11 protein-coding genes are annotated in these 11,566 nt (G+C 60.8%); 9 read left to right on the forward strand and 2 right to left on the reverse strand.

Features of this window, described 5'->3' with window-relative positions:
* The first annotated feature begins 350 nt into the window (after positions 1-350).
* Genes DXX3274_RS02735 through DXX3274_RS02770 form a run of 8 tightly spaced genes read left to right on the forward strand, consistent with a single transcriptional unit; the run spans position 351 to position 8,388 of the window.
* Positions 351-1,196, forward strand: coding sequence for a DeoR/GlpR family DNA-binding transcription regulator (locus DXX3274_RS02735; protein ID WP_042858440.1), 846 nt, complete (start codon positions 351-353; stop codon positions 1,194-1,196).
* Entirely contained in the window at positions 1,196-2,176 is a 981-nt protein-coding gene (locus DXX3274_RS02740; RefSeq protein ID WP_042858441.1) for a substrate-binding domain-containing protein, read from the forward strand. Before DXX3274_RS02735 ends, DXX3274_RS02740 begins: the two co-directional genes overlap by 1 nt.
* Positions 2,177-2,179: 3 nt before the next feature.
* Positions 2,180-3,685, forward strand: coding sequence for a sugar ABC transporter ATP-binding protein (locus DXX3274_RS02745; RefSeq protein WP_042858442.1), 1,506 nt, complete (start codon positions 2,180-2,182; stop codon positions 3,683-3,685).
* Positions 3,678-4,667, forward strand: coding sequence for an ABC transporter permease (locus DXX3274_RS02750; protein WP_042858443.1), 990 nt, complete (start codon positions 3,678-3,680; stop codon positions 4,665-4,667). Before DXX3274_RS02745 ends, DXX3274_RS02750 begins: the two co-directional genes overlap by 8 nt.
* Before the next feature lie 19 nt (positions 4,668-4,686).
* Positions 4,687-5,751 carry an ABC transporter permease gene (locus tag DXX3274_RS02755; protein ID WP_050569790.1) on the forward strand — a complete coding sequence of 355 codons (1,065 nt, stop codon included), beginning with the start codon at positions 4,687-4,689 and terminating at the stop codon, positions 5,749-5,751.
* Positions 5,751-6,443: a D-allulose 6-phosphate 3-epimerase gene (alsE, locus tag DXX3274_RS02760; protein ID WP_042858444.1), complete on the forward strand. Its 693-nt coding sequence runs from the start codon at positions 5,751-5,753 to the stop codon at positions 6,441-6,443. Before DXX3274_RS02755 ends, alsE begins: the two co-directional genes overlap by 1 nt.
* Positions 6,440-7,336, forward strand: coding sequence for an allose kinase (alsK, locus tag DXX3274_RS02765; RefSeq protein WP_152495299.1), 897 nt, complete (start codon positions 6,440-6,442; stop codon positions 7,334-7,336). The genes alsE and alsK overlap by 4 nt, the downstream gene beginning before the upstream one ends.
* Positions 7,337-7,374: 38 nt before the next feature.
* Complete coding sequence (locus tag DXX3274_RS02770) at positions 7,375-8,388, forward strand: ribokinase (RefSeq protein WP_042858446.1); 1,014 nt, start codon at positions 7,375-7,377, stop codon at positions 8,386-8,388.
* Here DXX3274_RS02770 and DXX3274_RS02775 read toward each other — a convergent pair.
* Both DXX3274_RS02775 and DXX3274_RS02780 read right to left on the reverse strand, forming a co-directional pair.
* Complete coding sequence (locus DXX3274_RS02775) at positions 8,348-8,974, reverse strand: LysE/ArgO family amino acid transporter (protein WP_050569791.1); 627 nt, start codon at positions 8,972-8,974, stop codon at positions 8,348-8,350. The genes DXX3274_RS02770 and DXX3274_RS02775 overlap by 41 nt on opposite strands.
* 137 nt (positions 8,975-9,111) lie before the next feature.
* On the reverse strand, positions 9,112-9,888 hold the full coding sequence (locus tag DXX3274_RS02780) for an HNH endonuclease (RefSeq protein ID WP_042858450.1): 777 nt from the start codon (positions 9,886-9,888) through the stop codon (positions 9,112-9,114).
* 267 nt (positions 9,889-10,155) lie between these two features.
* On the opposite strand from DXX3274_RS02780, the gene DXX3274_RS02785 reads away from it, so the two are divergent.
* Positions 10,156-11,493, forward strand: a complete 1,338-nt coding sequence (locus tag DXX3274_RS02785) for an MFS transporter (RefSeq protein WP_050569792.1) — start codon at positions 10,156-10,158, stop codon at positions 11,491-11,493.
* The last annotated feature ends 73 nt before the right edge of the window (positions 11,494-11,566 follow it).

Raw genomic sequence — 11,566 nt, forward strand, 5'->3', positions numbered from 1 at the left:
GCATTCTTCATGTCTTTTATCGGGGTGGTGTGCGCTGCCCCGCCTTCCGATGTTGTTCTTCCACGTTGTCCTCTCAAACCGGTCAAATCCACAGAAACGGTCACATTCGGGCAGGTTAATTTATTGCTACATTTATTAGCGTGCTTATGTTAAGGCGCGATGATGGCCGTTAAAACGGTACTTTTTTGTGATATTCATCACCTTTAAATCCGCCGGTGATGCAAATTTCATTTTTATTTTCCACCAGGATCACTGAATGCAGCCCCGCCATTTTCCTGCCCCCGGTCTTTTGCCCAGGGCACATTTTGTGTTCCCGCTATCCATTACCTTTATTCCCACAGGAGGTCGCCATGTTGCCGATTGAGCGTCAGCAGCGCATTGTCGAGCAAATAACCGTGCATGGTCGTGTATTGGTTTCAGAGCTGGTGAGGTTATGCCAGGTGTCGCAGGAAACCATCCGGCGGGATTTATCGCTGCTGGAAAAGAAAGGCGTGTTATTACGCAGTCACGGCGGCGCCGTTATCGCACAGCGCAGCCAGGGAAATGTTCCGAATATAACAAGCGGCCACAGCGAACAGGAGGCCACATTTCGTCAGCGCATGAATGAAAATGTGTCGCAGAAAATGCAAATGGCCAAACGCGCGCTGGATTTTATCAGCCCCGGCGATTGTATTTTGCTGGACAGCAGCACCACCTGTTGGTTTCTGGCGCGGCAATTACCGGATATTGAATTAACGGTATTAACCAATTCATTGCGTACGGTGCAAACGCTGGCGCCGAAAGGCAATATTCGCACCATTTGTCTGGGCGGGGAATATTCCGATCGCTATGAAGATTTTAGCGGCGTAGTGGCGGAGCAACCGTTAAAGGAGTTTTTAATTAATAAGATTTTCTTTTCCTGTAGCAGTCTGGGTAATGACGGTTATTTACGCGAGGGCAATGAAAATAGCGCCCATTTAAAACAACAAATGCTGCTGGCGTCGGAAAGGAAATATTTATTAATGGACGCCAGTAAATTTTCTCATCCGTCATTCGCTCGTATTTGTCATTACCGCGATGTGGATTTTCTGATTACCGACAGTTTGAAAGATAAAGCGCTTCAACAGGAACTGGCATGGAATGGCGTCAATATTATCGATTGCTCGCAACGGCCGTCCGCCATGCAGTTAATTAATAACTCGATCGGAGAAGCATAATGAAAAGAACCTTACTCGCCTGTACCCTGCTGGCGCTGTTCGCCGCTTCCGCCCACGCCGCCGATAAGCTGCGTATGGGGGTGGTGGTGAAAATCGGCGGCATTCCGTGGTTCAACGCCATGGAAGCCGGCATCAAGAGCGAAGCGGCCAAACGCGGCATCGACGCCTGGCAGGTAGGGCCGACCTCGGCGGACCCGGCGCTACAGGTGCGCGCCATCGAAGATCTGATCGCCCAGAAGGTGGACATCATCGGCGTGGTGCCGAACGACCCGAAGGTGCTGGAACCAGTGCTGAAACGCGCGCAGGAAGCGGGCATCAAGGTGCTGGTGCATGAGTCGCCGGGGCAGCAATACGCCGATTGGGATTTTGAACTGGTGGACGCCAAAACCCACGGCGAGAATCACATGAAAGCGCTGGCGGACTGCATGAAAGGCGAGGGCAAATACGCCGCTTACGTCGGCAGCCTGACGGTACCGCTGCACAACGCCTGGGTCGATTCCGCCGTGGCGTGGCAGAAAGCCCATTACCCGAAGATGCAACTGGTGGCGGACAAGTTCGGCGTCGGCGAGTCGCTGGATGATTCCATCCGCACCACCAACGAACTGATGTCCAAATACCCCGACCTGAAAGGCATCATCGCCTTTGGTTCTCAGGGGCCGATCGGCGCCGGGCGGGCGGTGATGGCGCGCAACAAGATTGACCAGATCTGCGTTATCGGTTCGTTCAGCCCCGGTCAGGGCCAGTCGCTGGTCAACCGCGGCGCCATCAAGGGCGGCTATATCTGGAACCCGATGACGGCGGGCGAGGTATTCGTGCGGCTGGCGGACATGATCCAGAAGAAGGAAGCCATCACCGACGGCATGACCATCGACGGCCTGGGCAAGGTGAAGGTGGATAGCCAGACCCACACCATCCTCGGCAACACCACCGAGAGCCTGGATAAAACCAACCTGCCGAAACTGGTCAAGATGGGGCTGTAAGCGATGAACGCGGCCGAACCACAGACGCTGATTGCGCTGGATAATCTGTCGAAGACCTTTGGCGGCAACCGGGCGCTGAGCGATATCTCGCTGTCGCTGATGGCGGGCGAAGTGCACTGTCTGGCCGGCACCAACGGCTGCGGCAAAAGTACCTTGATCAAGGTGATCGCCGGGGTGCATGCCCCGGACAGCGGCAGTTGCATCCGGCTGGGGGAGGGCGACACGATCTCCCGTCTCACCGCCCGGCAGGCGCGCGATTTTGGCGTTCAGGTGATCTATCAGGATCTGTCGCTGTTTCCCAACCTGAGCGTGGCGGAAAACATCGCTTTCGAGCATAACCTGAACGGGCTGTTCGGCTGGTACAGCGCCCGCCGGGTGCGGGACACCGCGCAGCGCATCATCAGCGAGTTGCAGTTTGACTTGCAACTGGATGCAAAGGTAGCGGCGCTGTCCATCGCGCAGCGCCAGCAGGTGGCGATCTGTCGGGCGCTGGTGGCGGACGCGCGGTTGGTGATCATGGACGAGCCGACCGCCTCGCTCACCCGCACCGAAGTCAATCAACTACTGCGCACCGTGCGCTACCTGAAGGACAAAAACATCTGCGTGGTGTTCGTCAGCCACCGGCTGGACGAGGTGCTGGAGATCTCCGACCGGGTGACGGTGATCCGCGATGGCCGCAAGGTCGGCACCTGGCCCGCCAGCGAGATGGACGGCGCCCGGCTGACCGAACTGATGACCGGCCTGAAGCTCGACTACCAACTGAAAACGCCTACCGGCGATCCGGATCGGGTGCTGCTGGAGGTGGAACGGTTGAGCCGCGCCGGGCAGTACCACGATGTCAGTTTCCGGCTGCATCAGGGCGAAGTGCTGGGGCTGTGCGGCCTGCTTGGCTCCGGGCGCACCGAGCTGGCGCTGTCGCTGTTCGGTATGACCCAACCCGACGGCGGCAAAATCTGGCTCGACAGCAAACCGGTGCGCTTTCGCAACCATGAGGACGCCATCAAATCCGGTATCGGCTATGTATCGGAAGACCGGCTGACGCTGGGGCTGATCCAACAGCAGTCGGTGGCGGACAACATGGTGCTGACCATCCTCGATCAACTGCGCAACCGCTTCCACCTGATCGACGAATACCGCAAGAACACGCTGATCCTGCGTTGGATCCAGCAATTGGGCGTGCGGGTGGCGGATCCGGAACAGGCGATCTCCACGCTGTCCGGCGGCAATCAACAGAAGATCGTGCTGGCGAAATGGGTGCTGACGCAGCCGCGGATCCTGATCCTCGACTCGCCCACCGTCGGGGTGGACGTGGGCGCCAAGGCCAGCATCTATCAGTTGATCCACCAACTGGCCCGCGAGGGGCTGGCCATCATCCTGATTTCCGATGAAGTGCCGGAGGTCTACTACAACTGCGACCGGGTGCTGCATTTTCAGGACGGCACCATTCACGCCGAATACCGGCCGCACGACATCGCGCAGCAGCAACTGGCGGAGGTGATCAATGCCTGACGTATCCTGGTTGAAACCGCAGTCGAGCCAGGGCTGGCTGGCCTGGGTGCTGCTGTGTTTCGTGGTGTTTTTCTCGCTCGCCAGCGACCAGTTCCTGACGTTGCAGAACCTGCTCGACCTGGCGGATACCTACGCCGTCACCGGTATTTTCGCGCTGGGGCTGTTCGTGGTGCTGGTGACCGGCGGCATCGACATTTCGTTCGCGGCGGTGGCCTCGGTGACGCAGTACCTGATCGCCTCGCTGTTCGTACGCGCCGGCATCGATAACCCACTGTTCGGCATCGGGCTGGCGGTGCTGTGCGGCGCGCTGTTCGGCATGATCAACGCGGTGCTGATCTATTCGCTGCGCATTGTGTCGATCATCATCACCATCAGTATGCAGTCGCTGCTGTTCGGGCTGCTGATGTGGCTCACCAACGGCCACAGCCTGTATAGCCTGCCGGAGTGGTGGGTGACATTGCGTAGCGTGCTGCCGTTTAGCGTCAATGGTCAGAGTTATCAGCTCGGCCTGCCGCTGACGTTGATGCTGGCGATCGCGCTGTTCACCTGGATCCTGCTCAACAAAACCCACCTTGGCCGCCAGTTGTACGCCACCGGCGGCGATCAGGAGTCGGCGCGGCGCATCGGTATTCGCGTCGGGCTGATCCACCTGTTGGCTTACGGTTACCTCGGCGTGATGGCGGCGGTTGGCGGGCTGGTGCAGGTTTACCGCGTCGGTGAAGTGGTGCCGAACGCGCTGGTGGGCGGCGAACTGGATGTGCTGGCCGCCACCGTGCTGGGCGGAGCCAGCCTGATGGGCGGCAAAGGCACCGTCACCGGCACGCTGATGGGCGTATTTCTGATCGCCATCCTCAAAAACGGCCTCAACCTGATTGGCGTCTCCAGCTACTTCATGAACATCGTCATCGGCGCGGTGATCATGCTGGCGATAACCGTTACCCACTACAAGAAACGGAAGGAAACCGATGTCAGTTTTACCTGAACGACAGGCGTATTCCGCCATGAACCCCGCAACCCGGTTACGCGCCGCTGCCCGTCTGGTGGGCGGCGCGCATCCCGGTCTGTTGCTGCTGATCGCCGTCGCTGTCGCCGCCTTTACGCTGGCGCTGCCGGGGCGCTTCTTCACCGGCTCCACCTTCATGAGCATGGCGTTCCAGTTGCCGGAGCTGGGGCTGTTCACGCTGGCGATGTTCGTCGCCATCCTGAGCGGCGGCCTGAATCTGTGCATCATCGCCACCGCCAACCTCACCAGCCTGTTTATCGCCTGGGTACTGCTGAATTATCTGCCGTCCGGCGCGGGCACCGCGCTGCAACTGCTGTGGCTCGGCATCGGCGTGCTGGGGGCGGTGGCGATTGCGGTGCTGATCGGCGGCGTCACCGGGTTGATGGTGACCAAAGTGGGCGCGCACCCGATTCTGGTGACGCTCGCCACCATGATGACGGTCAACGGCATCGGCATCTGGCTGACGCGCGGCGCGGCGGTGAGCGGTATGCCGGAGGTGGTGCGCACGCTCGGTTCCGACACCTTGCTCGGCGTGCCGCTGCCGCTCTACCTGTTCCTGCTGGCGGCCGCGGCGATGGCGCTGTTCCTCGGCAAAACCCGCGCCGGCAAGTGCATCTATATGGGCGGCAGCAACATCAACGCCACCTGGTTCAGCGGCATCAACACCCACCGCATGTTGGTGCTGGTGTACGTCATCTCCAGCTTGCTGTGCGTGCTGGCCGGGCTGGTGATGATGGCGCGCTTTAACTCGGCGCGCATCGGCTACGGCGATTCCTACCTGCTGCTGACGGTGCTGGCGATTATCCTCGGCGGCGCCGACCCCAACGGCGGTTTCGGCCGCGTCACCGGCGTGGTGCTGGCGCTGGTGGCGCTACAGATCCTCTCCACCGGTTTCAACCTGCTGAACATCAGCCAGCACTTCAGCCTGGCGATGTGGGGCGCGGTGCTGATCGTGGTGCTGTCGCTCAAGTTCTTCAAAAACCAGTACATCCATTACCGGGCCGTGCGCCGCAGCGTGCGGCTGGCCCGCCAGTCACCGTTAAACGATAAAAAGGACGTCTGATGCGTACTCAACTCTCCCCCTCGCTGATGTGCATGAATCTCATGGAGATTAAGCAGCAACTGGCGGTGCTGGACACCCGGGCCGATTTTCTGCATGTGGACATCATGGACGGGCACTACGTCAAGAACATCACCCTGTCGCCGTTTTTCATCGAGCAAATTCGGCCGTTTACCCGCGTGGCTATCGACGTGCATCTGATGGTGGAAGCGCCGACCGATTTTATCGACGCGGTGGCGAAGGCCGGTGCGGACGTAATCTGCCCGCACGCCGAAACCATCAACCGCGACGCGTTCCGGGTCATCAACCAGATCCGCGCGCTGAATCGCCGGGTCGGCGTGGTGCTCAACCCGGCGACGCCGGTGTCGTTCATTCGTCACTACATTCACCTGCTGGACAAGATCACGGTGATGACGGTGGATCCCGGTTATGCCGGCCAGCCGTTTATTCCGGAAATGGTGAACAAGATCGAGGAACTGCGCGATCTGAAAGCGCGACACGGCCACCGCTATCTGATCGAGGTGGACGGCTCCTGCAACCAGCGCACTTACGGCACGCTGCTGGCGGCTGGGGCTGAGGTGCTGATCGTCGGCACCTCCGGTCTGTTCGGCCTGCACGACCGGCTGGAGCAGGCATGGGACCTGATGCAGGGGCACATCGCGCAGGCGAAGGGCGCGCTAAGCGAGTCCGCGTGATGACCGGCTGGTTGGGGGTGGATATCGGCGGCACCAGCACCCGGCTGCTGGTGATGGACGCGCAGCGCCGCTGGTCAGGATTTCACAAAGTGCCTACCGCCAGTTGGGCGCGTCAGCCGGACGCGCTCGGCGCGCTGGCCGGGGAGCTGCGCCCGGCGCTGGCGGCGGCTGACTGCACTATCGGCGGCGTGATGTTAGGGCTGCCGGGTATCCTCAGCCACGACCGCCAGCAGGTGGTGTCGCTGCCGTTTATCCCCGCGCTGGATAATCAACCGGTAGCGCGCCAACTGGCGGAGCGGGTGGGCGTGCCGGTGGCGATGGACAAAGACGTCAACCACCTGATGCTGTGGGACCTGCTGCAACTGGAACGCCTGCCGCAGCATGCGGTGGGGGTGTACCTCGGCACCGGCATGGGCAACAGCCTGTGGCTCAACGGCCAGTTTTACCACGGCCGGCACGGCGGCTCCGGCGAACTGGGGCACATTCCGTGGCCGGATAATCCGCTGGCCTGCCCGTGCGGTAACGAGGGCTGCGTAGAGACTATCGCCAGCGGTCACTGGCTGAGTCAGTGGGCGCAGGCGCACTGCCCGGAACTGCCGCTCTCAGCGCTGTTTTCGGCGCAGCGTGACCACCCGGATCTGCGCGCGTTCATCGACCGACTGGCGAAAACCATCGCGGCGGAAATGAATATTCTGGACCCGGAATACCTGATTCTGGGCGGCGGGGTGCTGGCGATGGCGGACTTTCCGCTCGAACAGCTTCAGTCGCTGCTGGTGCGCCATCTGCGCCCGCCGGTGACCAAGCGCGGGCTGAAACTGGTCGTCAGCGCCGCCACCGATCACACCGGGTGCCGCGGCGCCTGTCTGGCGGCGGAACGTTATTTCGGGAGATAACGTTGTTTGAGGCGATGGCATATGTGGGGAGAGCAAATATGAAAGGCAAGGTGTGCGTGTTTGGCTCGTTCAATCTGGATATCGTCTCGCACATGCAGCGCTTTCCGGCGCCCGGCGAGTCGTTGATTGCCCAGCACAGTATGATGGGGCCGGGCGGCAAGGGCGCTAATCAGGCGATGGCGGCGATGCGGGCCGGGGCGCGGGTGCATTATATCGGCAAGGTCGGGCGCGATGACTTCGGCTCCTACGCCCGTCGCCATCTGGAACACAGCGGCTTTGACGCTATCACCCTGTTCACCTGCAAGGAAAAACCGACCGGCAACGCGCTGATTTATGTGGCGGGCGACGACGCCGAGAACATGATTTCGGTCTACCCCGGCGCCAATCTCACCGTCACCGCCGCCGAAGTCGCCCGCTGTCGGCCGACGGTGGCGGCGGCCGACATCCTGCTGATGCAACTGGAAAATAACCTGAGCGCCATTCAGCGCATGATGGACACCGCCCGCGAGGCGGGCACCTACGTCATCGTCAACCCGGCGCCGTGGCAGAAGGTCAGCAACGCTTTTCTGCGTCACGTCGATCTGCTCACCCCCAACAGCACCGAAGCGGCCCAGCTCACCGGCGTCGCCGTCAGTGACTGGGACAGCGCCCAACGCGCCGCCGAGGTGTTGCACGACAAAGGCGTGGCGAAACTGCTGATTACGCTGGGTACGCAGGGCGCGCTGCTGTCCACCGGCGACAGCCTGGCGCGCATTCCGGTATTCCCGGCGCAACCGAAAGACACCACCGGCGCGGGCGATGCCTTCAACGGCGCGCTGGCGGCCCGGCTGGCGGCGGGGGAAGCGCTGGCCGAGGCGGCGCTGTTCGCCTCCGCCTACGCGGCGGTGTGCGTTGAACGGGAGGGCGCAGCCAACGCCATGCCGCTCTACGCCGATGCGCTGGCGCGCCTGCAAGCCTGGCCGACGCTGGCAATCGAGTGGCTGCGCGGCGGAGCGGCCGCGTCGGATAGCGTTATTGCTGATACAGAAAACGACACAGCTGAAACGCCATAAAAATCATGTAGCAGCCGATCAGGCTATCGATGATGCGCCAGGTGAGCGGATTGGCGAAATAGCGTGAGCAGGCGGCGGCTGTATAGCCAATGGTGTAGAACCAGATCAACGACGCGCTGATGGAGCCGGCCAGATAGAACAGTTTCAGGTCGGGGGCGATGCCGGAGGAAATGCCGCCGATGATCGCCACCGTGTCCAGATAGACATGCGGATTCAGCAGGCTGACCGCCAGGCAGGCGCCGATCACCGTGCGCCGACGGCGCAGGCCGTCGCCCTGCGTGGTGAGCGTCAGCTGATTGTTGCCGCGCCAGGCGCTTTTCAGCGCGTTGTAACCGTACCACAGCAGAAACAGCACTCCGGCCAGCGTCAGCGCGGTGATCGCCGGTTTGTTGTCGTTGATGATTTTGCCAAGACCCAGCACGCCGAGCGTCATCAGCGCCATATCGCATAAAAAGCACACCGAACTGACCCAGAACACGTGCTCCCGGCGCATCCCTTGGCGCAGCACGAACGAATTCTGCGCGCCGATCGCGACGATCAAACCGGCACTGGTCATAAAACCGGTGATAAAAACAGGCATTGGCATAGTTTCTCTTTAATCCGAATGAATCAATAACGTGAGGAATGAGGCCGGGCCGGGCATTATTCCCCGCGTCCGGCGTGCATCATTGATAAATTACGGGGCTAAGGCCAATGAATAGATTTAATCGGCAATCAGGCAGGCTAATGCTTTAAAAAGATATTATCCCGATGGTGCTGAATATGTGCGAGCTTCGGCGTATGTTTCTCTTCTTTGGGTAGATGCAGCGGCTTGCCTTCATATTGTTCGAACTGGCTTTGAATAATATCGCTGTTCAAGACTTTGATACGCGGCGAGAGCAATAACTCCAGATGATCGTTAAAACCGATCAGCCCTTGGTCAAAGGCTTTGTCGTGCAGTGCGGACAGGCATAGTCCATTGCTGGGGTCCAGCCGATGTTCAGCGATGTCTTTCCACGGGCGAATATGACTGGCAATCAATAAGATCGGCTCTTCCAGCCCGGTAATACAGCAGCGTTCGTTGTACGCATTCAACACCCGCTTGCGAAACTGTTGCTGGCCGACGCGTACTTTGGTGGCGGTCAGACGTTCGTGGCCGTAGTAATCGGGCGCCTCTTCTTCCTGCGCGTGTTGCGGTGTTTCATCCGGTGCCGTCAGCGCAGCGATCGCCTGTTGGCATTGCTGGTCGAAAGCGTCCGGGTCGTGCTCCAATTCCTGCCAGAGTTCCCGGTCGGCTTTGGAGGCCTGACTTAATCCGGTACGACCGGAGTTGATGATCACCGGGTCCAGACTGGCGATATTCACCAGCTTCATCGCTAACGCGGAAGGGGTTCTGCCAATCAGCTTGGCGTAGTGGATAATCTCGGGATTGCGCGAGTGGAGCTTGCCGAACGGTAATTGGCTGTACAACGTAAACGCAACCAATAATTGGTCACGCGTCCAGAGTGTGGGGGCTGCCATGCATTTTCCTGCGAGTTAGCGTATCGCGTTAGTCGATGCGTTAACTATGCCAGGCGAGGTCGGAAAAATCATGCGCTTCGTCAACGAGATGAAGCACGAATTGCCGGGCGCATCAATTGCACCCCCCAGCCAAACCCAGTAGGGTAACGGGTACGAAAAACGTGCGGCGGCGGTCTGCCGCGCACTCCACGCCTTTCATCTTCGGACACTATTTTGAACGCTGCTGTTACCTCTCAGAACGCGGGACCCGCCGTCGACGGATTACCGATGCCGGCGCGTATCGGCGCCATTTTCGCGATTGCCTTCGGCATCGCTATGGCGGTGCTGGACGGCGCGCTCGTCAACGTGGCGCTGCCTACCATCGCCGCCGATTTCAACACCAGCCCGGCGTCGTCTATCTGGATCGTCAACGCCTATCAGCTGGCGATCACCATGACGTTGCTGTCGCTGTCGTCGCTTGGCGATATCGTCGGTTATCGCCGCGTCTATCTGGTGGGGCTGGTGCTGTTTACGCTGATGTCGGTGGTGTGCGCGCTGGCGGATTCGCTGCCGACGCTGACGCTGGCGCGCATTCTGCAAGGGCTGGCGGCCGCGGCGCTGATGAGCGTCAACACCGCGTTGATCCGGCTGATTTACCCCAAAGTCCGGCTCGGGCGCGGCATGGCGATCAACTCGCTGGTGGTGGCGGTGTCCACCGCCGCCGGGCCGACCGTCGCGGCGGGGATTCTGGGCGTGGCGTCGTGGCAGTGGCTGTTCGCCATCAACGTGCCGTTCGGTATTGTGGCGCTGCTGCTGGGCTGGCGTTTCCTGCCGCGTAACGACGGGGTGAAGTCGCAGCGCTTCGATGCCCCGAGCGCGTTGCTGAACGCGCTGACCTTCGGGCTGTTTTTTATCGCGCTGGGCGGATTCGCTCACGGTCAAAACCTGTGGCTGGTGCTGGGCGAACTGGCGCTGACGCTGCTGGTCGGCGGCTATTTCTTCCGGCGGCAACTGAATCAGTCTTACCCGCTGCTGCCGGTGGACCTGCTGCGCATCCCGGTGTTTGCGCTGTCGATGGGCACGTCGATCGGTTCGTTCTGCGCGCAGATGCTGGCGATGGTGTCGCTGCCGTTCTATTTCCAGAGCGCGCTGGGGATGAGTGAAATCGAAACCGGCCTGCTGCTCACCCCCTGGCCGCTGGCGATCATGGCGACGGCGCCGCTGGCGGGGCGCTGGCTTGAGCGCGTCAACGCCGGGGTCTTGTGCACCATCGGGCTGTCGTTGTTCGCGCTGGGATTGTTTTCGCTGGCCTGGCTGCCGGCTTCGCCGGGCTATCTGGATATCTGCCTGCGAATGATGCTGTGCGGCGTCGGTTTCGGGTTGTTCCAGTCGCCGAATAATCACACCATCATCAGCGCGGCGCCCCGTCATCGCAGCGGCGGCGCCAGCGGTATGCTGGGCACCGCCAGGCTGGTGGGGCAGACCACCGGCGCGGCGCTGGTGGCGCTGATGTTCAACCTGTTCGGCGGGCAAGGCACCCATGCATCGCTGATCGCCGCCGGGATATTCGCCACGGTGGCCGCCGTGGTCAGCGGCCAGCGGATTTCGCGTCTGGCTTCGTCCTGAGGTGTGTCAACGGCAGGAATAGGTAACGGATGCAACCGCTGGTGGCAGGGAACGGATGATTTGCTCCATTCCC

This window comes from Dickeya sp. NCPPB 3274 (genome assembly GCF_000406205.1).
GTDB lineage: Bacteria > Pseudomonadota > Gammaproteobacteria > Enterobacterales > Enterobacteriaceae > Dickeya > Dickeya fangzhongdai.

What these genes read in the sequence shown, in the direction of transcription:
- DXX3274_RS02780 (WP_042858450.1), bottom strand. Translation starts at nt 9,888, where the DNA reads ATGGCAGCCCCCACACTCTGGACGCGTGACCAATTATTGGTTGCGTTT.
- DXX3274_RS02740 (WP_042858441.1), top strand. Translation starts at nt 1,196, where the DNA reads ATGAAAAGAACCTTACTCGCCTGTACCCTGCTGGCGCTGTTCGCCGCT.
- DXX3274_RS02735 (WP_042858440.1), top strand. Translation starts at nt 351, where the DNA reads ATGTTGCCGATTGAGCGTCAGCAGCGCATTGTCGAGCAAATAACCGTG.
- DXX3274_RS02785 (WP_050569792.1), top strand. Translation starts at nt 10,156, where the DNA reads ATGCCGGCGCGTATCGGCGCCATTTTCGCGATTGCCTTCGGCATCGCT.
- DXX3274_RS02770 (WP_042858446.1), top strand. Translation starts at nt 7,375, where the DNA reads ATGAAAGGCAAGGTGTGCGTGTTTGGCTCGTTCAATCTGGATATCGTC.
- DXX3274_RS02745 (WP_042858442.1), top strand. Translation starts at nt 2,180, where the DNA reads ATGAACGCGGCCGAACCACAGACGCTGATTGCGCTGGATAATCTGTCG.
- DXX3274_RS02775 (WP_050569791.1), bottom strand. Translation starts at nt 8,974, where the DNA reads ATGCCAATGCCTGTTTTTATCACCGGTTTTATGACCAGTGCCGGTTTG.
- DXX3274_RS02750 (WP_042858443.1), top strand. Translation starts at nt 3,678, where the DNA reads ATGCCTGACGTATCCTGGTTGAAACCGCAGTCGAGCCAGGGCTGGCTG.
- alsE (WP_042858444.1), top strand. Translation starts at nt 5,751, where the DNA reads ATGCGTACTCAACTCTCCCCCTCGCTGATGTGCATGAATCTCATGGAG.
- DXX3274_RS02755 (WP_050569790.1), top strand. Translation starts at nt 4,687, where the DNA reads ATGAACCCCGCAACCCGGTTACGCGCCGCTGCCCGTCTGGTGGGCGGC.